At 64.5% G+C, this 20,650-nt stretch carries 26 protein-coding genes; 11 read left to right on the top strand and 15 right to left on the bottom strand.

The window, feature by feature from the left end; translation table 11 throughout:
• From AC1D34_RS16210 to AC1D34_RS16190, 5 genes are all read right to left on the bottom strand, one after another.
• Positions 1–132 (bottom strand): FAD-dependent oxidoreductase (locus AC1D34_RS16210; protein WP_476824724.1); only part of this gene is annotated, 132 nt, incomplete at its 3' end.
• Between the two features lie 76 nt (positions 133–208).
• Positions 209–1,003 (bottom strand): ABC transporter permease, encoded by a 795-nt coding sequence (locus AC1D34_RS16205; protein WP_441492496.1) that lies wholly within the window; start codon positions 1,001–1,003, stop codon positions 209–211.
• Positions 1,000–1,863 (bottom strand): ABC transporter permease, encoded by an 864-nt coding sequence (locus AC1D34_RS16200; RefSeq protein ID WP_476824723.1) that lies wholly within the window; start codon positions 1,861–1,863, stop codon positions 1,000–1,002. Before AC1D34_RS16200 ends, AC1D34_RS16205 begins: the two co-directional genes overlap by 4 nt.
• Positions 1,856–2,929, bottom strand: coding sequence for an ABC transporter ATP-binding protein (locus tag AC1D34_RS16195; protein ID WP_476824722.1), 1,074 nt, complete (start codon positions 2,927–2,929; stop codon positions 1,856–1,858). Before AC1D34_RS16195 ends, AC1D34_RS16200 begins: the two co-directional genes overlap by 8 nt.
• 142 nt (positions 2,930–3,071) lie before the next feature.
• Entirely contained in the window at positions 3,072–4,121 is a 1,050-nt protein-coding gene (locus AC1D34_RS16190; RefSeq protein ID WP_476824721.1) for an ABC transporter substrate-binding protein, read from the bottom strand.
• 205 nt (positions 4,122–4,326) lie between these two features.
• Here AC1D34_RS16190 and AC1D34_RS16185 point away from each other — a divergent pair, with 205 nt between their 5' ends.
• Positions 4,327–5,232: a LysR substrate-binding domain-containing protein gene (locus AC1D34_RS16185; protein ID WP_476824720.1), complete on the top strand. Its 906-nt coding sequence runs from the start codon at positions 4,327–4,329 to the stop codon at positions 5,230–5,232.
• 83 nt (positions 5,233–5,315) lie between these two features.
• On the opposite strand, the gene AC1D34_RS16180 is transcribed toward AC1D34_RS16185, so the two are convergent.
• Positions 5,316–6,491, bottom strand: a complete 1,176-nt coding sequence (locus AC1D34_RS16180) for an MFS transporter (protein ID WP_476824719.1) — start codon at positions 6,489–6,491, stop codon at positions 5,316–5,318.
• Positions 6,488–7,087 (bottom strand): GNAT family N-acetyltransferase, encoded by a 600-nt coding sequence (locus AC1D34_RS16175; RefSeq protein ID WP_441492490.1) that lies wholly within the window; start codon positions 7,085–7,087, stop codon positions 6,488–6,490. The genes AC1D34_RS16180 and AC1D34_RS16175 overlap by 4 nt, the downstream gene beginning before the upstream one ends.
• A 99-nt stretch (positions 7,088–7,186) precedes the next feature.
• On the opposite strand from AC1D34_RS16175, the gene AC1D34_RS16170 reads away from it, so the two are divergent.
• The 4 genes from AC1D34_RS16170 to AC1D34_RS16155 all read left to right on the top strand — a co-directional run bounded on the left by AC1D34_RS16170 (position 7,187) and on the right by AC1D34_RS16155 (position 10,348).
• Positions 7,187–8,071, top strand: coding sequence for a LysR family transcriptional regulator (locus AC1D34_RS16170; RefSeq protein WP_476824718.1), 885 nt, complete (start codon positions 7,187–7,189; stop codon positions 8,069–8,071).
• 144 nt (positions 8,072–8,215) lie between these two features.
• A complete protein-coding gene (locus AC1D34_RS16165; protein ID WP_441492488.1) occupies positions 8,216–8,584 on the top strand; it encodes a YciI family protein in 369 nt (122 codons plus the stop codon).
• 1 nt (position 8,585) lies between these two features.
• Positions 8,586–9,866 carry an RNA polymerase sigma factor gene (locus AC1D34_RS16160; protein ID WP_476824717.1) on the top strand — a complete coding sequence of 427 codons (1,281 nt, stop codon included), beginning with the start codon at positions 8,586–8,588 and terminating at the stop codon, positions 9,864–9,866.
• Positions 9,867–9,919: 53 nt separating this feature from the next.
• On the top strand, positions 9,920–10,348 hold the full coding sequence (locus tag AC1D34_RS16155; RefSeq protein WP_441492486.1) for a VOC family protein: 429 nt from the start codon (positions 9,920–9,922) through the stop codon (positions 10,346–10,348).
• A 92-nt stretch (positions 10,349–10,440) separates the two neighbouring features.
• On the opposite strand, the gene AC1D34_RS16150 is transcribed toward AC1D34_RS16155, so the two are convergent.
• The 4 genes from AC1D34_RS16150 to AC1D34_RS16135 all read right to left on the bottom strand — a co-directional run bounded on the left by AC1D34_RS16150 (position 10,441) and on the right by AC1D34_RS16135 (position 14,306).
• On the bottom strand, positions 10,441–11,370 hold the full coding sequence (locus tag AC1D34_RS16150) for a lipid kinase (protein WP_476824716.1): 930 nt from the start codon (positions 11,368–11,370) through the stop codon (positions 10,441–10,443).
• Between the two features lie 280 nt (positions 11,371–11,650).
• Positions 11,651–13,384: a YbaL family putative K(+) efflux transporter gene (ybaL, locus tag AC1D34_RS16145; RefSeq protein WP_476824715.1), complete on the bottom strand. Its 1,734-nt coding sequence runs from the start codon at positions 13,382–13,384 to the stop codon at positions 11,651–11,653.
• A 216-nt stretch (positions 13,385–13,600) separates the two neighbouring features.
• Positions 13,601–13,921, bottom strand: coding sequence for a polyhydroxyalkanoic acid system family protein (locus AC1D34_RS16140; protein WP_441492483.1), 321 nt, complete (start codon positions 13,919–13,921; stop codon positions 13,601–13,603).
• 115 nt (positions 13,922–14,036) lie between these two features.
• Positions 14,037–14,306, bottom strand: a complete 270-nt coding sequence (locus AC1D34_RS16135) for a hypothetical protein (protein ID WP_441492482.1) — start codon at positions 14,304–14,306, stop codon at positions 14,037–14,039.
• Between the two features lie 192 nt (positions 14,307–14,498).
• Here AC1D34_RS16135 and AC1D34_RS16130 point away from each other — a divergent pair, with 192 nt between their 5' ends.
• Positions 14,499–15,101 carry a hypothetical protein gene (locus AC1D34_RS16130; protein WP_441492481.1) on the top strand — a complete coding sequence of 201 codons (603 nt, stop codon included), beginning with the start codon at positions 14,499–14,501 and terminating at the stop codon, positions 15,099–15,101.
• Positions 15,102–15,293: 192 nt separating this feature from the next.
• Here the strand turns inward: AC1D34_RS16130 and AC1D34_RS16125 are convergent, their stop codons facing one another.
• Together AC1D34_RS16125 and AC1D34_RS16120 are read right to left on the bottom strand one after the other, a co-directional pair.
• Positions 15,294–15,599, bottom strand: coding sequence for a hypothetical protein (locus tag AC1D34_RS16125; RefSeq protein ID WP_084651267.1), 306 nt, complete (start codon positions 15,597–15,599; stop codon positions 15,294–15,296).
• A gap of 120 nt (positions 15,600–15,719) precedes the next feature.
• The gene (locus AC1D34_RS16120) at positions 15,720–15,983 is read right to left on the bottom strand and encodes a hypothetical protein (protein WP_441492480.1); all 264 of its coding nucleotides are present in this window, start codon (positions 15,981–15,983) and stop codon (positions 15,720–15,722) included.
• A 209-nt stretch (positions 15,984–16,192) separates the two neighbouring features.
• Here AC1D34_RS16120 and AC1D34_RS16115 point away from each other — a divergent pair, with 209 nt between their 5' ends.
• Positions 16,193–16,498 carry a hypothetical protein gene (locus AC1D34_RS16115; RefSeq protein ID WP_441505763.1) on the top strand — a complete coding sequence of 102 codons (306 nt, stop codon included), beginning with the start codon at positions 16,193–16,195 and terminating at the stop codon, positions 16,496–16,498.
• Positions 16,499–16,613: 115 nt separating this feature from the next.
• On the opposite strand, the gene AC1D34_RS16110 is transcribed toward AC1D34_RS16115, so the two are convergent.
• Positions 16,614–16,892 (bottom strand): hypothetical protein, encoded by a 279-nt coding sequence (locus AC1D34_RS16110; RefSeq protein WP_441492478.1) that lies wholly within the window; start codon positions 16,890–16,892, stop codon positions 16,614–16,616.
• A gap of 201 nt (positions 16,893–17,093) precedes the next feature.
• On the opposite strand from AC1D34_RS16110, the gene AC1D34_RS16105 reads away from it, so the two are divergent.
• The 3 genes from AC1D34_RS16105 to AC1D34_RS16095 all read left to right on the top strand — a co-directional run bounded on the left by AC1D34_RS16105 (position 17,094) and on the right by AC1D34_RS16095 (position 19,326).
• A complete protein-coding gene (locus AC1D34_RS16105; RefSeq protein ID WP_476824714.1) occupies positions 17,094–18,440 on the top strand; it encodes a SphA family protein in 1,347 nt (448 codons plus the stop codon).
• Positions 18,424–18,948, top strand: a complete 525-nt coding sequence (locus tag AC1D34_RS16100; RefSeq protein ID WP_441492476.1) for an L-2-amino-thiazoline-4-carboxylic acid hydrolase — start codon at positions 18,424–18,426, stop codon at positions 18,946–18,948. The genes AC1D34_RS16105 and AC1D34_RS16100 overlap by 17 nt, the downstream gene beginning before the upstream one ends.
• Positions 18,949–19,110: 162 nt before the next feature.
• Positions 19,111–19,326 (top strand): DUF2934 domain-containing protein, encoded by a 216-nt coding sequence (locus tag AC1D34_RS16095; RefSeq protein ID WP_441492475.1) that lies wholly within the window; start codon positions 19,111–19,113, stop codon positions 19,324–19,326.
• On the opposite strand, the gene AC1D34_RS16090 is transcribed toward AC1D34_RS16095, so the two are convergent.
• A complete protein-coding gene (locus tag AC1D34_RS16090) occupies positions 19,293–19,511 on the bottom strand; it encodes a DUF4167 domain-containing protein (protein WP_441505766.1) in 219 nt (72 codons plus the stop codon). The genes AC1D34_RS16095 and AC1D34_RS16090 overlap by 34 nt on opposite strands.
• A 578-nt stretch (positions 19,512–20,089) precedes the next feature.
• Between AC1D34_RS16090 and AC1D34_RS16085 the strand changes: the two genes are divergently transcribed.
• Complete coding sequence (locus AC1D34_RS16085; RefSeq protein WP_441492474.1) at positions 20,090–20,251, top strand: hypothetical protein; 162 nt, start codon at positions 20,090–20,092, stop codon at positions 20,249–20,251.
• Positions 20,252–20,650 lie beyond the last annotated feature (399 nt).

Genomic DNA, 20,650 nt, shown 5'->3' with positions numbered 1-20,650 from the left:
GGCATAGGTCACGCTGGAGGTGCCGCCGCCGATCCGCCTTTCCTCAACGATGGTGACCGCCGCGCCGGCCTGGGCGAGGCGATAGGCGACCGACGAGCCGATGACACCGGCACCGACGACGATGGCTTTCATCTGGAATGTCCTTGACGATTGAGAAGAGGGGGCGCGGCGGCCTGGCCTGTCCGCGCTTGCCGGTCAGCCCGGCTAGTCAGCCTTTCCCGACCAGCATGCGATCGAGCCCGTAGATGCGGTCGACGAGGACCATCAGCAGGAAGGTCAGCAGGATGACGACGGTCGAGACCGAGGCGACGAGCGGATCGATCGATTCCTCGATGTAGTGGTACATCTTGACCGGCAGCGTCATCGAGGACGGCGTCGCCACGAACACCGTCATCGTCACCTCGTCGAAGCTCTGGATGAATGAGATCACCCAGCCGCCGGCGACGCCGGGGATCATCAGCGGAAACACCACTCGCCGGAACACGGTCCAGCTGGAGGCGCCGAGCGAGATCGCGGCGCGTTCGAGCGCCGGATCGGCCGCGGTCAGGGCCGCGAGCACCAGCCTCAGCCCATAGGGGAAAATGATCAGCACGTGGCTGGCGAGCAGGCCTGCGGTCGAGCCGGTAATATTGACCTGTGTGAAGAAGCGCAGGAACGCGACGCCGAGCACGACATGCGGGATGATCAGCGGCGACAGGAACAGCCCGACCAGGGCCTCGCGCCCCGGGAATTGATGCCGTGCCAGAGCGAGCGCGGCCGGCACGGCGAGCGCCATCGCGCAGGTCGCGGCAACGACGCCGAGCACGATGCTCATCCAGAAGGCGGAGACGAACTGCGGATTGGCCAGGATGGCCCTGAACCAGCGCAGCGAGAACGAGGTCGTGGGCAGCGAGAGCAGGTTGCTCGGCGTCAGCGACATCCACATCACCACAATCAGCGGTGCCAGCATGAAGATGACGAACAGGCTGTGGCAGAGGAGCGCGACGGGGCCGTTGCGGTTCATTGGGCAAACCTCGCATAGCGCCGCTCGAGCAAGCGGTTATAGGTCAGCATGATCGTGGCGTTGACGATGAGCAGCACGATCGCGATCGCCGCGCCGAGCGGCCAGTTCAGCGTRCCCAGGAACTCGTCATAGGTGGCGGTGGCGACGACCTTGAGCTGGCGCCCGCCGATGATCGCGGGCGTCGCGAAGGCACTGGCCGCGAGCGCGAAGACGATCAGCGATCCCGACAGGATGCCGGGCACGATCTGGGGCAGGATGATCCTGATGAAGATCGTGGTCTCGCCGGCGCCGAGCGACTGCGCCGCACGAACCACCTTGGGGTCGAGCCGTTGCAGGGCGGCCCAGACCGAGATGATCATGAACGGCACCGCGACATGGACGAGCGCGATGACGACGCCCTGGATGGTGTAGAGCATCGGGATCGGCCCGCTCGTCAGGCCGAGCCCGGAGGCGACGTTGTTGATCACACCGTTGCGGCCGAACAGCAGCGCCCATCCGAGCGTGCGCACCACGACCGAGATCAGCAGCGGGCTCAGCGTCACGATCAGGAAGATCGAGCGCCAGGGTGGTCGCATCCGCGACAGGAAATAGGCTTCGGGTGCGCCGATCAGCACGCAGAGCACCGTCGTCGCCAGCGCGATCCCGACCGTCCGCAGGAAGATGGTGTGGTAATAGGGATCGCCCAGCGTATCCGCGAAGTTCGACAGTGTCGCCCCGCMGGTCGCACCGGTCGCGAGGTCGAAGGACTGGAAGCTCAGCACGGCGATCATCACCAGCGGCGTCACCAGAAGCGCTGCGAAGAAGAGCAGCGCCGGCAGACTGAGCAGCAGCGGCACGCGGCTCCTGGATGCCTCAGCCATGATGCGCGTCCGCGATGATGGCGGCATCCTCGGGCCGCCAGTTGAGCCCGACATCGTCGCCCTCGTTGAAGGCGGGCACTCCACGATGCGGCTCCGACGACAGGACCGCACCAATGGCCGTCTCGACGGAGAACAGCCATGAACTGCCTTGGAAGACCCGTGATGTCAGCCGACCGCCGAGAAAACCGGTCCCGGGCGGCACGAGGCGGACCTTTTCCGGGCGCAAGGCGATCACCACCGCGCTGCCTGCCGAARGCGAGGGCTGCGCCGTGCCGGGCACCGCCGCCTCGACGCCCTCGATGCGCAGCGAGCAACGCCCGGCCTCCACCGAGACGATCCTTGCCTTGAGTTGGGAGGAGCGGCCGACGAAGCTCGCGGCGAAATGGCTCGTCGGTGCGTCATAGAGCGTCAGCGGATCGGCAAGCTGGACGATCCGCCCGGCATCCATCACCGCGATCCGGTCACAGGTCGCCAGCGCCTCGGCCTGATCATGCGTGACCATGATCGTCGTCGTGCCGACGCGGCGCTGGATCGCCCGGATCTCGACCTGCATTTCCTCGCGCAGCTTGGCATCGAGATTGGAAAGCGGCTCGTCGAGCAGCAACAGGGCGGGCTCGATGGCGAGCGCCCGCGCCAGCGCGACCCGCTGTTGCTGCCCGCCGGACAATTGCCGGGGATAGCGCTCGGCGAGATGGCCGAGACGCACCAGATCGAGCGCTTCCTTGACCTTCTGCTGACGGGCGGGCTTGGCGATCTTCCGCATTTCGAGCCCGAACGCGACATTCTCGGCGACCGTCAGGTGCGGGAACAGGGCATAGCTCTGGAAGACGATGCCCATGCCGCGCTGGCTGGCCGGAACACCCCGGAGGCTGCGCCCGTCGAGCAGTACCTCGCCGCTGGTCGGCTCCTCGAAGCCGGCGACGATGTTCAACGTCGTGGTCTTGCCGCAGCCGGACGGACCGAGCAGCCCGACGAACTCGCCGGGCTCGATCGCCAGGTCGATTCCGTTGAGCGCCGTGAAGGCGGCAAAGCGCTTGGTAAGCCCGCGAAGGGCGATCTTGGCCATAGTCGAGGGTGATCCATGAAACCGCCTGCGCCCTTGGCGCAGGCCTGATGTCCGAAGGAACGAGGGCTTCAGGAATCGGCCCGAAAGGTGATGCAGATCAGAAGGTTAGATCGGCGGATCGGATAAGATCCGGTCCGCTGATCTAGCGCTCGATCTCGCGGTTCCAGCGCTGCGTCCAGGCGGCCCGGTTCTGGTTGACGGTCGGCCAGTCGATCTTGGCGAGCTTGGAAACGGCCTGGTCGCCGACCGCCAGCCCCGCGGCTTCATCCGCCGTCAGCTCCGTCTTGCGGTTCACCGGGCCATAGCCCGCGCCGGCAAAGACCTTCTGGATCGCTGGCGAGAGCATGTGCTGGATGAACTTTTGCGATTGCGGAGCCACGTCGCTGTCAACGACGGGGCACATCGTCACCATCAGTGCGCCGGCCCCTTCCTTCGGCTCGGCCACTTCAAGCGGCAGGCCCTCCTTCTTCAGCGCGACGGCGCGCGAGCGCGAGATCACGGTCAGCGCGATCTCGCCGCTTTGCAGCAGCTCCTCGAGCTTCGGTGCGGAGGGTGCGAAGGTCAGGATATTGGGCCGGATCTTGTCCTTGAAGGCGGCGAAGCCGGGCTCGATCTTGCTCTCGCCGCCGCCCTCGGCGCGCGCCACCATGATCAGCCCATGCAGGCCGGTCGTGCTGGCGGCGCCGAGCAGGGCAAGCTGGCCCTTATAGGCGCTGTTGCCGAGGTCGCCCCAGGAGGTCGGCACCGGCCAGCCCTTCTCCTTGAAGATCTTGGCATTGTAGACCGGGGTGGTGACGCCGATGCCGAAGGCGATGGCCTTCTCGTCCAGTTTCGCGATCGGATAGACATCGTCGAGCACCGGGGCCTTCTCGATCGGCGCGCAGAACCCGAACTGCACAGCCTGATACATCGGGCCGTCATCGACCATGGCGACGTCGATCTCCTGCTTGCCGCGCTGGGCCTGCAGCTTGRCGAGCGTCGCCGTCGACTGTCCCGCGACATACTCGACCTTGACGTTGTTCGCCTTCTCGAAGGGCGGAATGATCGCGGTGCGCATCAGGCGCTCGAAGGAGCCGCCATAGCCCGCGACATACATCGTCTGCTGGGCGCTCGCTCCCGCGCTGACAAGGCCGCCCGTGGCGAGCGCGAGGGCGAAGACGGATCCAAGCGAAGTCGAGCGCAAAGTGGCCATGCCGAAAAATCCCCTGTTTGGCCGGGGAACACGGCCCCCGTTGCAGCCAAGGGTTGGGGAGCGGCACCCATCTGTCAATCGACTGATTATGGATCATGCCATTCAGATTTGATATGATATCGCCGCGATTGCCCTGCCGGCGCACCGACCGGGTCGCAATGCCCGGTCAGGCCGACCGTGGCGGAACGGGAATGGAGTGCCCGATTTGGCTCAGATCACCCACAGGCATGCCGAAGCCTTCAACGCGGTTCTGCATGTCGGGAGCTTCACCAAGGCCGCGCGCCTGCTTCGCAGCTCCCAGCCCTCGATCAGCCGATTGATGAAGGAGCTGCAGGAGGCGGTCGGATTCGTGTTGTTCACGCGCAGCGATGGCCGCACGGTCGCGACGCCCGAAGCGATGGCCCTGCATCAGGAAGTCGAGCGCAGTTTCGTCGGGCTCGAACGGATCAGCGAGCGCGCCGCCCAGATCAAGGAGCGCCGCGTCGAGCAGTTGCGGATCGTCAGCATGCCCGCGCTGGCGCACACTTTCCTGCCTGTCGCCCTTGCCGGATTTCTCAAGGACCGCCCGAGCGTCGCCGCTGCGATCCAGGCGCAGCGTTCGGAATCCATTGCCTCATGGGTTTYGACACAGCAATTCGATGTCGGCTTCGCGATGCTCCCGATGGACAAGCCGGGTGTCGAGATCGAGCTGTTCGACCCTGCCATCGGCGTCTGCGTGATGCCGGCCGGTCACCCGCTTGCGGTGCGGCCGGAGATCGTCCCGCAGGACCTGGACGGCATGCCGTTCATCGGCAAGGGCGCGGGGAGTTTCATGTCCCGCTCGCTGCAGCAGGTGCTCGACGATGCCAGGGTGCGTTGCGACGTTCGCGTCGAAACCCCGATCGCCGCCATCGCCTGCCAGATGGTGGCGCAGGGACTGGGCCTGACCATTGCGGACCCGTTCACAGCAAAAGCGTTCGAACCGCTGGGGTTAGTCTCCCGTCCGTTCCGGCCAGCCATCGCCTATAATTTCGGAGTTCTCTACCCCTCGCACAGCCTGCGCTCGCAACTTGTCTCCGACTTCGTCGCGCATCTGCATCTCGAGCGCCAGAAGGTGCACGAGCAGCGGTGATGAATCTGCCGTTGGACTGAGCTTTCGGCTTGGTTCGCGCTCGGGCGGAGCCTTCTATGGATCGCGGCCTGGCTTCGCCCAGGTCAGGGTGCTCGCAACTGGCCGAGAACAAACAGGGCGAGCGCCGCGAAGGCCCCGACCGTTGCAACCGCGGCCGACAGCAGGAGCGCACCCGCCTCGCCGTAGCGCGTGATCGTGGCCGCGTAGGCGATCGGCGCCGTGGCCGATAGCAGGAAACTCGGGGCCACGAGTGTCCCAACGAAGTGTCCATAGCTCGCCGGATCGAACAGGATGAGCGGCACGGTTCCCCGCGTGATCGTCAGCAAGCCGTTGCCGGCGCCATACATGAAGGCGAAGACAAGCGCAGCCTGCCATGTCGACACCGCCAGGAAGCCAGCGACGAAACTGACGAGCAGGACGACGGTGGCAAAGAGGTTGAGAGCAATGGGATCGACCCGGGCTCCGAACAGGACCTCGCAGAGCCGCGCCGCCGATTGGCCGATCCCACGGAAGCTCGCGGCCATGATTGCAGTCGACGCGCTCAACCCGAGACCGACCATCATCGCAATCATATGCGCCGACATCCCCGAATTCAGGAAGTTCGCCAGCGTCACGATCAAGGCAAACAGGCCTGCCGCCCAAATCTTCCGACGCGGGGTTTCGATGCGGCCGGTACTGGACCCGGAGGACGACGACCTGATCGGCCGCGAGGCGACGGGCAATGTGATCAGCAGCGGGATCGCCAGCAGAGAAATCGCCGCATAGGCGAACACGGCTCCCCGCCAGCCCAGGGTTTCCGCAAGAGCACTGCCGATCGGCCAGAAGACCGTCGAGGCCAGGCCTCCGAGGAGCGTGATCTGGGATATCGGGCGGCGCGCGTCGCTACCCAGCAACCGCGCCAGGGTGGCGAAGGCAGCGTCGTAGAGCGACATGCGCATGCCCAGACCGAGCATGAACCAGGCCGTGAAATAGAGCGCGAGATTGCCTCCCAGCGCGAGCAAGAGGCAGCCGAGCGCATTGAGCCACGCTCCCCCGATCATGACGGAGCGCCCGCCCCTTCGATCGATCAGTGCGCCGATCGGCGCAGAGCTCAGCCCCATCACCAGGAGGGCAAGCGAATACCCTCCGTAGACCGCCTCTCGCGACCACCCCGTATCCGCGACGATCAGATTGCCGAACGCGCCGATCAGGTAATACGTCACCCCCCACGAGATGAGCTGCGTGAGACCGAGATTGAAGACTGCCCAGGGGCGCATCATGCCGAGGCCGATGGATACGAACCGTCATCTGGCGGCGTATGGGCTCCCTGGCCCAACGCCCTTTGCATCAGCACCGTGTCCAGCCACCCTCCCAGCTTGAAGCCGATTGCCCGAAACGTGCCCACCGGCTCGAAGCCGAGCCTGCCGTGCAAGGCGATCGAACCACGATTGTCGCTATTGCCTATGACGGCCACCATCTGGCGCCAGGGGCCCATCTCACAGTGGTCGATGAGGGCGGCCAGGAGCCGGCTCCCGATGCCGCGCCCTGCCATTCCCGGCGCGACATAGACGGAGTCCTCCACCGTATATCGATAGGCGGGCCGGGGCCGATAGCACGTCGCATAGCAGTAGCCGACGACCGCCGCGTCGATTTCCGCCACCAGGAAGGGCAGGCCGAGATCGAGGACAGCGGCGCGCCTGGCCGCCAACTCGTCGAGCGAAGGCGGAACGGTCTCGAAACTGGCGAGCCCATGCAGAACATGGTGCGCATAAATCTCCTGGATGGTCTCGAGGTCGTGCTCTTGCGCCGCGCGGATTGCGACCCTGGACGATGAGATGGCCGTTGGCTGTGATGGGCATTCCGCCAGACTGGGCATGTTTCGCTCTTCGAAGATGGGTCCTGGCACCCTCGCTACGCCTCCCTCCATCATTAAGGAAGATTTGCCTCATTATGCGGAGCATGAGATATTCTTTGGGTGTCCAATCTCAGCCTCGATCAACTACAGGCCTTCGTCGACGTCGTGGAGCTGGGCAGTTTCACCGCTGCGGCCGAACGCCGAAGGCTCTCGCAACCCGCGGTCAGCTTGCAGTTGCGCCAGCTGGAGCGGCGCCTGGGAGTGACGCTGATCGAACGGATCGGCCGCAAATGCCAGACCACCCCGGCAGGCGATGAACTCCTGGCCTATGCGCACCAGATCGGCCGCCTGGTCGGCAGCGCGACCGAAGCCATGGCACGGCATGGCAAGGGCGCGATGGGACGTGTCAGGCTCGGGACAGGCGCAACGGCCTGCATCTATCTGCTGCCGCCGGTGCTGAAGGAACTCCGCCGGAAATTCCCGACGCTCGAGATCACGGTCACCACCGGCAACACGACCGATTTTCTCAAGGCCATCGAGGAGAACGCGATCGATATCGCACTGGTGACGTTGCCTGCGGCGGGCCGCATGCTGGACGTGACCCCGGTGCTCGACGACGAGTTCGTGCTGATTGCGCCGCAGGACATGCCGCTCCCCGCCGAGGTCGACCCGGCCTGGCTCGCCGGGCGGCCCGTGATTCTGTTCGAGCCCGGCGGGAGGACACGCAGTATTGCCGATGCGTGGCTCTCTCAGTCGGGGGTGACGCTCAGGCCCATCATGTCGCTGGGGAGCGTCGAAGCCATCAAGGAACTCGTCGGTGCAGGGCTGGGCTGTGCCGTCCTGCCAGGTATGGCCGTCGCGGGCCACCGAGCACCATCCGACGTCGCGGTGCGGAGCCTGACCCCGAACCTCAAGCGCACCCTCGCGATCGTCGTCCGGCGCGACAAGAAACTGCACAAGGGCCTCATGGAAACGATCCGCGCGTTGGGCAAGCTGTCCGTCTGAACGATCCCGGCAGCGCGTTTCGGGACACTGCGAGTTCGTGGCAAGCGCGATCTTTTCAGGTGGCAGGCCACCCGGCAAAATTCTGGCACCACATGTCGGCACGGGGGCTCAAGCTTCGTCCTTGAACCGAAGGGAGGTCTGCAGATGCTTTACACCGTGCTGTGCTACCATGACGAGGATATCACGACCGCCTGGTCGCGCGAGGAGGAAGCGGTCGTCGTCGATCGGTTGATTGCCGTACACGACAAATGGGGCCGGGCGTTCAGGCCGGTGGTTCGGCTGATGCCCACCAATACCGCGACAAGCGTGCGCAAGAGCGGGACACTCGTCACCGACGGTCCCTTTGCCGAGACAAAGGAACAGTTGCTCGGCATCTATGTGATCGAGGTTGCCGATCTTGAGCAGGCGCTCGCCGTGGCACGCGATCTGGGTCGCGCCAATCCCACCGCCAACTACGAGGTCCGACCGGTGATGACCCTCGTTCCCGACGCGGGCCTGGCCGGGACCAGCTAGAATGCTCGAGCTGGGCCCGATGGGCGCAACGCTCGCGGCCGCCCGCCCCCAGGCGGTTGCCGCTTTGCTGCGCCATTTTCGCGATCTCGACCTGGCCGAGGAGGCGTTCCAGGAGGCCTGTCTTCGCGCCTTGAGGAGTTGGCCCAAGAAGGGGCCGCCGCGCGACGCCACCGCCTGGCTGATCCTGGTCGGCCGCAACGCTGCGATCGATGCCGTTCGCCGCCAGAGCAAGCTGACCGAGTTGCCGTCAGAGGATGTGATGTCCGACCGCGATGATGCCGAGCCGGACCTGGTCGACCGGCTCGACCAGGCTGACTATCGCGACGACATATTACGGCTCCTCTTCGTGTGCTGCCATCCCGACGTGCCGGCAGCCCAGCAGATCGCGGTTGCCCTGCGGATCGTCTCCGGCCTGTCGGTCAAGCAGATCGCGCGCGCCTTTCTCGTAAGCGAGACGGCGATGGAGCAGCGTATCGCAAGGGCGAAGGCGCGGATCGCAAGAGGAGGCGTCCCCTTTGAGACGCCGGGGCCGGCAGAACGCGCCGAGCGCTTTGCGGCGGTCGCGGCCATGATCTACCTCCTCTTCAACGAAGGCTATACCGATTCCGATCCCCGCAGCGATCGGTCGAGCCTGTGCGGCGAGGCGATCCGGCTGGCGCGGCTGATGCTTCGGATGTTTCCCGCAGAGCCGGAAATGATGGGTCTGCTGGCACTGATGCTGCTCCAGCACTCGCGTCTGCTGGCACGGTTCGACGACGTGGGCACGCCAATCCTGCTTGAGAAACAGGACCGCCTGCGCTGGAACGGCGCGATGATCGCCGAGGCCCTGGCGATGATCGACAAGGCGATCCACCACAGAAGGACCGGTCCGTACCAGATCCAGGCGGCGATCGCGGCGCTTCACGCACGTGCGCAACGGCCGGAGGACACCGACTGGGCTCAGATCGAGCAGCTCTATTCGGCACTGGAACGCCGCGCACCCTCCCCTGTGGTGAGACTCAACCGCGCCGTCGCGGTCGCGAAGCTTCAGGGACCGGAAGCCGCGCTCCTCCTGATCGCCCCCCTCGCCGAACCCCTGGCAAGCTACTTCTATTTTCACGGCATGCGAGGAGCCCTGCTCGAGCAGGTCGGCCGGTTCGCCCAGGCGCGCGACGCCTTCGGCCGCGCCATCGCACTCGCCGGCACGGCTGCGGAAGCCGCACATATCCGGCAGAATCTCGATCGGCTGGAGAGCGAGATCGGCACGCAAAAAGATTCCGCAGGAGATGTCGGCCTGCGGTGAGCGAGATCGTCCTTGGGATGGAGGCAAGCAGGCCTCGTCCAAGGAGACAAAGAATGACCAAGATGATCTTCGTAAACCTGCCGGTGGCGGATCTTGCCGCGTCGAACCGCTTCTACGAAGCGATCGGCTGCCGGAAGAACGATCAGTTCAGCAATGAGAGCGCGTCGTCGATGGTCTGGTCGGACCGGATCACCTTTCAGCTTCTGACGCACGGCTATTTCGCGACCTTCATATCGAAGCCGATTCCCGATGCGCATGCGACCTGCCAGGTGCTGCTCTGCCTTTCCTGCGACAGTCGCGAAGAGGTGGATAGCTTGGCGGAAACCGCGGCCAGCGCCGGTGGGAGAGCCGATATTCGTGACCCGATTGACCTGGGCTTCTTGTATAACCGCGCCTACGAGGATCCGGACGGCCATGTCTTCGAGCTGGCGTGGATGGATATGAAGGCCGCGATGCCCGCGGCAGACACTGTGCCGGCCTGACGGCAGCGGAGCAGGTCGCGAGGCTCGGCCTTACCGTCCGCCCAGCATCGCGGCCATGTTGCCAGGCAGCCCTGCCACGCCAAAGCGCCTCGTCAACGGTGATACAAGGAAGGGCGGGCCATTCCCAAATGCGTGGCGGAGGCCGGCGCAAAGATCGAGATGGCCTTGGGATGAACCTTGAAATGGGCCGGCGTTGCAGTGACGATCTCACCGTCGGTGTTGATCGGCATGGGCCTCTTCGTCTCGATGTCGAACTCGACGCATTTCGCAGTGCGAACCTCGCGCCACGCACCATGAGTTCCCGAGCGGAATGAACGCAGCATCAATGCCAGCTTCCAGAGGTTCGTCATCTCCAGGCTGTAGAGGTCGAGATGCCCGTCATCGATCTCGGCATTCTCCTGCACCACATTGCCACCGCCATAGTGCCGCCCGTTGCCGACCGCGATCTGATAGGTCTCGACGTCGATCGCCCGCCCCTTCTCGGTGATGGTCGCGCTGAACCTCGACGCCCGGGTCATGACCTTCATGGCGGCCAGCGCATAACCCAGCCTTCCGAAACGCCGCTTCAGCACCGGGTCGAAACTTTGCGCGAGCTCGCTGCTCAGCCCGATGCTCGCGACATTGAAGAAGGCGTGGCCATTGACCGTGCCGACATCGACCGGGCGCGTTTCGCCACGCGCGATCACATCGGCGGCTGCCAGCAGGTCCATCGGGATGTCGAGCGTTCGAGCCAGGTCGTTGGCCGTGCCCATCGGGATGATGCCCAGCGGCAGGCCACTTTCCATCGCCGCGAGCGCCGCAGAGGACACCGAGCCATCGCCACCGCAAACGATGACGAGGTCCGCCATGTGGCGCAGGCGTACGATATCGCGGGCGATCTCGGGCAATGCCTCGAAGGTTTCAACGCTTACGGTGAGCCCGCCGCCTTCCAGCCGCTCGAGGAGAGGCACGATCGACTCCTGGCCACGCCGCGCCTTGGGATTGCGCAGCAGCAGCGCGCGCTTCTGGGTCAATTGGCTCATCGGCTCTTGGGTTGGCAGGAGATCGGGCAAGGCAGGTGGGGAAGCTGCCCGCCGATTTCAACCGCAAGGCCCGTCTCCGGCGGTCMGACCGGGGCTTGCCCTGATCGGACGGACCGGTTTCCCGATGCGCCGAAATCGGAAACCGAGCCCCACCTGAGCACACTCGCGAACGGGCGTCAGGCATTGGGCCGACCGGCTCAATCCGCAAGAACTCGCTTCCACCGAGACCTACGAAGGCGGGTTCCGGCAATCGCAGATATCGTGGGGTCCAGCGGAAACCTCAAGCTGCTTCTGCCGATGGCGGCGGCTCGGTTGGCGCCGAATCCGCTCTCACGCACAGCGCCAGCATGGCGCGCGCAATCTCGGCCTCTCCCATGATCGTCAGCGTCGCACCGCATTTGGTCAGGTGCTCGACCTCCGCATCCGAATGCGCGCGGGCGACGATCGGCAGCGTCGGGTTGTCGCGCCGGGCCTGCTCGCAAACCTGGCCGGCCTCGAAGCTCTGCGGAATCGCCACGAAGAGCCGTTTGGCCCGCGCCACACCCGCAGCCGAAAGGACTTCGGGATCAGCCGCATTCCCGACGATGATCTCGGCCCCATCGCGCCTGGCGGCTTCGATCGCATCGGACTGGTCCTCGATCACCAGCAGCTTCTCGCCATGCGCGAGCAGCCCGGCCCCCAGCAATGAGCCGACACGACCGTAACCGACGACGATCATGTGTTGGGAAAGCGAGGTCGGCACGATATCCCGTTCGGGCTCAGGCGCCGGCGCGGGCGCCGCCACGCTCGGCTTCGGCTTCGCCGGCTGCGTCTCCGCGCTGATCTTCTCGACGATCGCGAACAGGACGGGGTTGAGCAGGATCGACAGGATCGCGCCGGCCAGGATCAGGTCGCGCCCCTGCTCCGGCAGGATCGCGAGCGAAACGCCAAGCCCGGCCAGGATGAAGGAGAACTCGCCGATCTGCGCCAGACTGGCCGAGATCGTCAGCGCCACCGCATTCGACCGGCCAAAGGCGCGCACGATCAGCCAGGCCGCCACCGATTTGCCGACCAGGATGATCGCGAGCGTCGCGAGCAGCGGGCCCGGCGCGCGCAGCAGAATCCCCGGATCGAACAACATGCCGACCGAGACGAAGAACAGCACCGCGAAGGCATCGCGCAGCGGCAGGGATTCCTCGGCGGCGCGCTGGCTGAGCGGCGACTCGCTCAAGATCATGCCCGCGAAGAAGGCACCAAGCGCGAACGAGACACCGAACAGGCTAGCTGCCAGGAAGGCGACACCGAGAGCGACAGCGAGCACCGCCAGCCGGAACAGCTCGCGCGAGCCGGTATGGGCGACCCAGTGCAGGCACCAGGGAATGACGCGACGACCGACGATGAGCATGAACGCGACGAAGGCGATGACCTTGGCGAGGGTCAGCCCGAGCACGCCCCACAGCCCCAGATCGAACTGGGCCGCAAGCGGGCTCGGCGCACCCGGCCGCGCGCCGTTCAGCGCATCGGCGACCGCCGGAATCAGGACCAGCGCGAGGACCATGGCGAGATCCTCGACGATCAGCCAGCCGACCGCGATCTTGCCCTTCTCGGTCTGGACGAGGCGACGCTCCTGGAGCGCCCGCAACAGCACGACCGTACTCGCCACCGACAAAGCGAGGCCGAAGACCACGCCTGCGACCCATGTCCAGCCCAGCAGCAAGCCGAGGCCGAGGCCCAGCAAGGTCGCGACGCCGATCTGAACGATGGCGCCGGGCACGGCAACGGCTTTGACGGAAAGCAGGTCCTTCAGCGAGAAATGCAGGCCGACGCCGAACATCAGCAGGATGACGCCGATTTCGGCCAGCTGATTGGCAAGCCCCTGATCCGCGACGAACCCCGGGGTGAAGGGCCCGACCGCGACGCCTGCGAGCAAATAACCGACGAGAGGAGGGAAGCGGAATTTCTGGGCAAGCGCCCCGAAGACGAAAGCAAGGCCGAGGCCCGCGACAAGGATGGCGATCAGCGGGCCGTGATGCATTGGTCTCCCGGAGCGGTGAGTGATGAAACGGGGTTGTCAGACCATGGCGGGCGGAAGGTGGAATTTCAACCGCAGCGCGCCGCCCCTCTCGCTTCAGGCAGCAATAATATTGCCGATCGTGCCCGGCGAATTGTCGCAATGGGTCACTGCAGCAGCCTGATGGTGAACGGAAACTTTACGAACGCGAAGCGTTCCGGCAGCGCCCGCCACCTGTGATCAGGAGCGTGGCTTCTCGAGCAGGACCTGTCCCTGCTTCTCGACGCCGAGCTTGAGCTTCTCGGCGAAGACCGCGAGCACCCAGGGCAACATCACCTCGATGCGGACAAGCGTCTCCTCGACCTCGAGCTTGCCCCTGACGGTATAGCCGAGTGCGGCGACGCCGAACTGGACGGCATCCCCGTCCCAGTTCTCCTCGACCAGCTGCATCTTCACCATGCCGAGCTTGTCGCGGATGCGGTCGATGCCGCTGCGCAGCCGGTCCAGGGCGGCCTCGCGTCCGAGGTCATGAGAAACGGTGATGCTGACAGGCTTGGCCATGGCGCTCTTCAATCAGGACGACTGACTGTCATGTGATGTATCGCCGCGCGATATCCAGAGGCACACCCGGCCAATGATGGCCATGAGACCGGGTTTTGGCCGAAAGGGCTTCCGCTCACCCCGAGAACGCGCTGGAGCAGAGCGAGCGCGAGGCCTGGGTATGCGCGAGCCACCAATAGTTGCGCTCGCTCAGAGCCCGGTGGCCGCGCGCAGTGACACGCCACAGGCCATCGGCCGGCTCCACGAGTCCCCGCTGCCGCAGCGACAGCAACACGGCATCGTCGAAGATGAAGTGCTTGGTCTCCTCGTCGAGGCTTTCAAGGGCAATCCATTCCGGGTCGGTCATGATGGGGTTGCACTGCATCTGAAGGTGCTGTGTTTCCATGATCATCTCCTTAGTCGATCCCGATCGGATGGTGACGACCTCGCATCCAATCTGGGCACCCTCGTGACCGGAAGTCGGCCTCAACAAGCCTTAGCCGGCAGGCTCGGCACATTTCCGTGAACGCTGACGGAACTCTGTCGCCGCAGCATCGTTCAGTTTGCACACCCGAAACGAGAGACTGGAGTGTCCGCGATGGCGACCAACAATGCGTTTCCGCCCGACATGCCGAAGGATTGGGACGAGGCAGAGGATGAGGCCAAGCGTGCCGGCAATACGATCCGCGCCAAGGCGGCCGATCTCGCTGGGACCGTCAAGGATGGCTATGATCGCGCCAAGGACGCGATCCGCGATGTAGATCCCGGCGAGGCAGGGCATTACGCCCAGGAAAAGGGCGAGGTTGCCCTGCGCGCGATCCAACGCCATCCGGTCGTCGCCTTCGGTCTCGGCGCCCTCAGCGTCGGCTTGATCGCCTGGGCGAGCATGCGCCCCGCACGACCGCAATGGGAGCCCGACTACGGGCGCCTGCGCCGGCTTTTCTCCGATTATGGCGGAGACGACATGATCAAGGCGGGGAGAGATTCGATGAAGGCCGGCGAAAGCTGGCTGCAATCGTCAGGCAATATCGCCCAGGATTATGCCCGTGATGGCAGCCGCCTGCTGGCGAAACGGACGGAGAAGGAACCGCTCGCAGCGTTGCTCGGCATTGGCATCGCGGTCTATGTGCTCGGCTCGCTGCTGACGTCATCGAGCGAGCCAGCGCCGGCTCCGGTGCGACGCCGCAGCACGAAACGCTAGAGCATCGGCCCGAGAGGTGGATCGCGGCCTTCGGGCAAGCCGATGCAAACAGAGAAGTGAAATCATTGGACGGATTTCGAGATCCAGTCCGGTGATCTTAAAAAGTGATCGGGCGAGACCTGCAGCCGGTCAACCAACCAGTGCGCGCTTCAAACAAAAACCGGGAGGCCGAAGCCTCCCGGAAATGGAATGTCACCACCAGTAGCCGGGACGGCCATAGTAATAGCCGCGACCGTAATAGGGGCGAGACGCTGCGGCACCGACAATTGCGCCGCCGACGACGCCCGCGGCAACGCCGGCGGTCACCGCACTGGCGGTCTCATTCGATGCACGGCGGTTCTCGACATAATTGGCAGAACGGCACTGCTGATAAGCGCGCGTGCCCGGACGGAAGCCCTGAGCTTCGCAGGTGATTTCTGCGTCGGCCATCGATTCCTGTGCAGTCTGGCAGCCGGCCAGCCCCGCGGCCAGAAGCCCCACGACAATAAGAGAACGCATCAATATATCCTTTTTCAGCCACCCAAGACCGCCAATTCGCATGAAAACTATCGCTACGGCAACCGTCAAGGCAGACGAGATATTAAGGTTTCCGCATGTGTGGCGTCGCGGTTACGCCTGCTAGCGGCGGGCTTTCTGCGCCGGCTTTTCCGGGGCGGCCTTTCCGGAACGGGTCAGCGAGGTGATCGCGAGAGCCGGCCTGCCGGACTTCTCCGCGATGATCTGGTCCTGTTCCATGATGGCCTCGCGCGCCGGCTCGTCACCATCGAGCCCGCCGAGCAGGTCGGAGGGAACCCGCCGGTTCGACGAGCGCGAGCCATCGGAATAGACGATGTCGAACATGACGAACTCGGCATCGAGCGGTTTGGATTTCTTGCGGGCCATGGTCGATCCTTATGCGAAAGGTCGCCGGCTGCGGCGCGTTGGGCCTGCGGCTCTTGAAGCGACCTGAGTGAAAGCGGCCCCGGGATAGAACACCTGCGTCCGCGGTTCAATGCGATCATCCGCGGCGGCCTGTTTCCCGAAATTGCAGCCAGGCGGCTGATCGTGCGAAATGTGATATGGCCACACACAGGCCTTCAGGAAAGACCCCGATGCTACTGCGCCCGATACTGCTCCTGTCGACGTTCGCACTCGCCGCCTGCGCCGTTCCGAACTCGCGCTCCAACGCAGTCGTCGTGACGGAGAACAAGGAAATCGTCCAAGCCTGCAAGCAGATCACGGAGATCAATGGCGATTCGACCATCAATCAGACGCTGCTGATCGACAGCGCACGCGACAGTGCCCTTGCCAGGCTGAAGATCCGTGCCGCCGAAGCCGGCGGGACACATGTGGTCTCACCGGTCGCGGCCCATACCTGGAAGGGACCCAGCACCGCCGGCACAGTCTATAAGTGCTGAGGCCCGCCTGAGGGATCGGCCCGAGGCTCGGATTGCGTCGGGTTTCGTTCGTTCCTTCGCGGCAGCACGACAATAGGAAACGCCGCGGCAAACGCTCGTTCGGTTCAGGAAAGACCTAGCCGAGGCGCCGGATGACCTTCTCGCCATTCGGCCAKGGGCCACGCGCGCGCCCGGAGCGTTTCTCATAAGGCACATACCGGTACCCGGACAGCACCGGCGCCGGAAACTCCGGCACAGGAGCGAAGATCCAGCATTGCCGCCTGATCCGCTCTGCTTCGGTCTGGGCTTCCGCACAGGCCATGATCTGGGAGCGCTCCCAGAAAGCCTCGGCGCGCGACGACAGTGCAGCGACGATTGTCGCTGCCGCAAGGCCGCTCAACAGAACTCTGCTCATGAGACAGTCATGGATTGGAACCTCTTCGGTCTGCGCACCCGTCTTGCACCCCCAGCATAACATCGTCTGCGTCTTACCGGGTCGTAAACACCACACTCGAAAACCTTCGGCAGTCTTCTGGCTCTGCACCGAAACTCTTCGCTTGACGATGAAACCGAGGCCGGCCCAGCTTCCCTCCGTCACGATGTGGAGACCGAATCGATGCGGCGGCACGTTTTGAAAATCGGTGCCGCAATCTGCGCCTTCGCTGGCCTGGCAGCGGGCCCGGCATTTGCGACCGAAGGCGGCGCTAGTCTTTATATCCCAGGCTTGCGCGGGGCTCTATCGGGCCTGGTGCCGCCGCCGGGCTTCTATTTTCAGAATGATTTCTACAGCTATTCCGGCAGCTTGCCGGGCTCCCGCCGTCTCCAGCTCGGCGGGGCTGTCCTCAGCGATGTCAAGGTCGAGGCGCGGGTCGATTTCCTGACACCGACCTGGGTGACTCCGCTCGAGGTCCTGGGCGGCAATCTCGGCTTCGCCGTGACCTTGCCCTTCGGCATTCCGAGAGTCAGCGCCGGAGCCCTAATTGCCGCCCCGCGCCTGGGGCGAGCTTTCGCCTTCAGCCAGCGCGACGCCACCTTCAACATCGGCGATCCCGTCGTCACCAGCTTCATCGGCTGGCATTCCGGCAATTTCCACTGGACGACCGGTGTTGCCGTCAACATTCCCGCCGGCGCCTATCAGGACGGCCAGCTGTCGAATGTCGCGCTCAATCGCTGGATTGGCGACCTCTACGGCGCCGTGACCTATCTCAACACGACCACGGGGCTGGAAGTCTCGGCCGCAGCCGGATTCGAGATCAACGGCACGAACACTGCCACCGACTACAACAGCGGCAACGCCTTTCACGCCGATCTTTCGATCAGCCAGTACCTGAGCAAGGACTTTTCCATCGGCGTGCAGGTCGGCCATTACCAGCAGGTGAGCGGGGATGGCGGCAGCGGCGCCTCGCTGGGCCCGTTCAAGGGTCGGACCACGGCGATCGGCGGAACCATCGGTTATAATTTCGAGGTTGGTGGCCTCCCGATCTCGACGCGATTGAAGGTCCTTCGCGAGGTGGGGGTCGAGAACGCCCGCGCGGTACGATCGGGCTCTTCACAGTCGCCTTCCCGCTCGGGGGACAGGCGGCTCCGGCAGCGCCCAACCCGACCATCGTCAAGCACTGACCCCACACCCCGGCCAAGAACCTGGTCCGTCCGGCGATACCGAACTTTGCCGGCCAAGGTCGCGGACGCAGCGTCCCCATCAAGACTCCGCTCTCGCTCCACGAAGGCTGCCACAAAGCCACGCGCTGACGCTGGCCGGTGTCACCGGCATGCCAGGCTGCCGTGCCGGCTGCCTGCAGGGAATCTTGTCATTTCCGTCCATCGAGCCAAGATGCGACGCTATCATTTGCGGCGGTCGGGCCGGCCTCGCATGACATCATCCGACGGCAGCGGGCCTCGTCGTGCCAGCGCGATGCCGACGCCGGGCAATCCAGGGGAATACCATGATGGACAAGGACTCTGAGGCCGGTTCGCGCACTGCGATCGATGGCGAGATCGGAATTCTCGCACGTCGCAAGATCGAGGCCGGAATCATCGCGCCGATCTACGAGGTCATGCGTGAAAAGCTGGGCGAAGAGCTGGCACAATCCATTCTCGACACGGCGATCAGGCGGGCCGCCGTTGAGACCGGCAAGGCCTTTGCCGCCAAGACACCGGGAGGGACGACACTGCGCACCTTCCAGGAACTCCAGGATCTCTGGACGCAGGACGATGCGCTGACGATCGAGGTCATCAAGGCCACCGACGCGGAATTTCACTACAACGTCAAACGGTGCCGCTATGCCGAGACCTATCGGGAGATGGGCCTCGGCCATATCGGCCATCTGCTCTCGTGCAATCGCGACGGCGTCTTTTGCACGGGTTACGACCCACGGATCTCGCTGGAACGCAGCCAGACCGTGATGGAGGGCGCTTCGCACTGCGATTTCAAGTATCGTTTCTCGGACAGGCTCGACACCACCCCGGAGTGAGCAGCACCGCCTTCCTGCGACCTCGCTTCACCGGCACGGATCGCCGCAAGAAAGGATGCGGCTCGAGCCTAGGCGCTGGGGTCGAGCCAGATTGTCGCAGCGGGGGAACGCCGGAGCGGACCCGCGGTTTCATCCGGTTGTGACTGGCGAAGGGAGCGACTGATGGCCAGCAAGAACAGTGCCCAGCGGGAAATCCGCAAAATCGCCTATGCCCTCTGGATGGAGCAAGGCCAGCCGGACGGCCGCGATCGCGAACATTGGGAAGCGGCCAAAGTCATTTGGGCTTTCCGCAACCACGAAGCCGGCGGGACACAAGTCGGGGATACCGCGTTAGAGATCCGCTCTCACGCGGCTCGACCGCTGCCGGATCGCAGATAGTGCTCGGCCAGCTGATAGTAGCGCTCGGCCTCGATGCGATGACCGGCCAAGGCTTCGGCATCACCAAGTTTCAGGGCACGCTCATAGCGCTGCCGCGCGCCCTGGAGCGGCGCCTGTTCGGCGCGCCCGGACTGCGGCACCCGATATGGACGCGGGCGCGACGGGATGGAGTAGGTGCGAGGCATCGTTGCTTCTCCCTAACCTAGGATCTCAGCCACGATCTTGCGGAGCTCCTCACGGCTGAGGCCACAGGGTTCGGGCTTCCAGTTCGGATCTGCCCTGAGCGGGACGATGGCATTCTTCCTCAAGATCTCGGGGCGCGCACGCGCCTCAACAGGCTTCGTTTCAATGTTGTTGTGCATGTAGGTCCATTGGCCAGGCGGCGAGGCCGCAAGGCATTTGTGTTGGAGAATCGTCGAGCGAAATGCATGCGACGAGCGCGCTGCATCGAGGCAGCGATCAATCGTCGAAGGGATACGGGTTGAGGCTCCGCGCTCTCTCAGGAGACATGGGCCAAGCCGAGCATTTCTAAGTCGACCCTGCACTGTTAGCGGAACAATGTGGCGAATTCAGGTTGTCCAATTGCTGATCGAGCAACCGGCGTCGCCTTTCAGAAAGCCAGGCCATCATCCGCACCAACGGTCGGGTGCGATGCCCTGGCGCGCCACGGCGGGGCGTCGCTCAAAAAGCCAGGACCTTCGTCGCTTGCCGGGGAACAAGCGCCGCCAGCATCATGGTCCCTCCTCCCGGGGAGAGACCCAACATGATCGGATGGCTCATCCTCGCCTTCATCAGTGGGCTTCTGCTCGGAGATATCCTCGGCGCGCGTCGATGGCAGCGCCGGGCGGACGAAGCACTGCAGCTTGCAGCACAGTCTCTCCTGCTTGTCCGCCGCCGCTCGGGACCGACAGGCAATCCGAAATGAGGCGCCGGGCTTCGACCCCCAACAGGACAGATGGCGCAGAGCGCATTGGCGCGGGACACCAATTGTCAGGCCCCGTGGCATACGATGCCGTCTGGCTCTCGCCCTTGACCTTGCACACCGTTCAAGCCCCCGCGCCCGATCATACAGATTCGCTGAAGACTGTGTCAGGAGTTGCCGCGACTGAAGCCGAAGGGGAAAAGCGATGTCCGCCCTGTGGAAAGAGGCTGCCGCCCTCCCGAACAGCAGCCTCCTCCCGCAGAACGGCGTTCCCTCGAGATTATTACTAGCCCTGCGCTCTCTCCCGRCTGACCAAACGATTCCACACGCTTCGGGAGGCCGACAGCTAGACTTTATGCTGCGTATCATCGATCTGCGGTGGTGAGCTTCGCAACTTCCGCG

Source organism: Allobosea sp. P1_A7 (assembly GCF_056406775.1).
The sequence above is the reverse complement of the archived record's forward strand: the minus strand, read 5'-3'. Positions and strand labels throughout refer to the sequence as shown.

Excerpts from the sequence above, each read along its gene's own strand:
- AC1D34_RS16205 (WP_441492496.1), bottom strand. The coding sequence starts at position 1,003 with ATGAACCGCAACGGCCCCGTCGCGCTCCTCTGCCACAGCCTGTTCGTC.
- AC1D34_RS16180 (WP_476824719.1), bottom strand. The coding sequence starts at position 6,491 with ATGATGCGCCCCTGGGCAGTCTTCAATCTCGGTCTCACGCAGCTCATC.
- AC1D34_RS16175 (WP_441492490.1), bottom strand. The coding sequence starts at position 7,087 with ATGCCCAGTCTGGCGGAATGCCCATCACAGCCAACGGCCATCTCATCG.
- AC1D34_RS16165 (WP_441492488.1), top strand. The coding sequence starts at position 8,216 with ATGCTTTACACCGTGCTGTGCTACCATGACGAGGATATCACGACCGCC.
- AC1D34_RS16160 (WP_476824717.1), top strand. The coding sequence starts at position 8,586 with ATGCTCGAGCTGGGCCCGATGGGCGCAACGCTCGCGGCCGCCCGCCCC.
- AC1D34_RS16155 (WP_441492486.1), top strand. The coding sequence starts at position 9,920 with ATGACCAAGATGATCTTCGTAAACCTGCCGGTGGCGGATCTTGCCGCG.
- AC1D34_RS16150 (WP_476824716.1), bottom strand. The coding sequence starts at position 11,370 with ATGAGCCAATTGACCCAGAAGCGCGCGCTGCTGCTGCGCAATCCCAAG.
- ybaL (WP_476824715.1), bottom strand. The coding sequence starts at position 13,384 with ATGCATCACGGCCCGCTGATCGCCATCCTTGTCGCGGGCCTCGGCCTT.
- AC1D34_RS16140 (WP_441492483.1), bottom strand. The coding sequence starts at position 13,921 with ATGGCCAAGCCTGTCAGCATCACCGTTTCTCATGACCTCGGACGCGAG.
- AC1D34_RS16135 (WP_441492482.1), bottom strand. The coding sequence starts at position 14,306 with ATGGAAACACAGCACCTTCAGATGCAGTGCAACCCCATCATGACCGAC.
- AC1D34_RS16130 (WP_441492481.1), top strand. The coding sequence starts at position 14,499 with ATGGCGACCAACAATGCGTTTCCGCCCGACATGCCGAAGGATTGGGAC.
- AC1D34_RS16125 (WP_084651267.1), bottom strand. The coding sequence starts at position 15,599 with ATGCGTTCTCTTATTGTCGTGGGGCTTCTGGCCGCGGGGCTGGCCGGC.
- AC1D34_RS16120 (WP_441492480.1), bottom strand. The coding sequence starts at position 15,983 with ATGGCCCGCAAGAAATCCAAACCGCTCGATGCCGAGTTCGTCATGTTC.
- AC1D34_RS16115 (WP_441505763.1), top strand. The coding sequence starts at position 16,193 with ATGCTACTGCGCCCGATACTGCTCCTGTCGACGTTCGCACTCGCCGCC.
- AC1D34_RS16105 (WP_476824714.1), top strand. The coding sequence starts at position 17,094 with ATGCGGCGGCACGTTTTGAAAATCGGTGCCGCAATCTGCGCCTTCGCT.
- AC1D34_RS16100 (WP_441492476.1), top strand. The coding sequence starts at position 18,424 with ATGGACAAGGACTCTGAGGCCGGTTCGCGCACTGCGATCGATGGCGAG.
- AC1D34_RS16095 (WP_441492475.1), top strand. The coding sequence starts at position 19,111 with ATGGCCAGCAAGAACAGTGCCCAGCGGGAAATCCGCAAAATCGCCTAT.
- AC1D34_RS16090 (WP_441505766.1), bottom strand. The coding sequence starts at position 19,511 with ATGCCTCGCACCTACTCCATCCCGTCGCGCCCGCGTCCATATCGGGTG.
- AC1D34_RS16085 (WP_441492474.1), top strand. The coding sequence starts at position 20,090 with ATGATCGGATGGCTCATCCTCGCCTTCATCAGTGGGCTTCTGCTCGGA.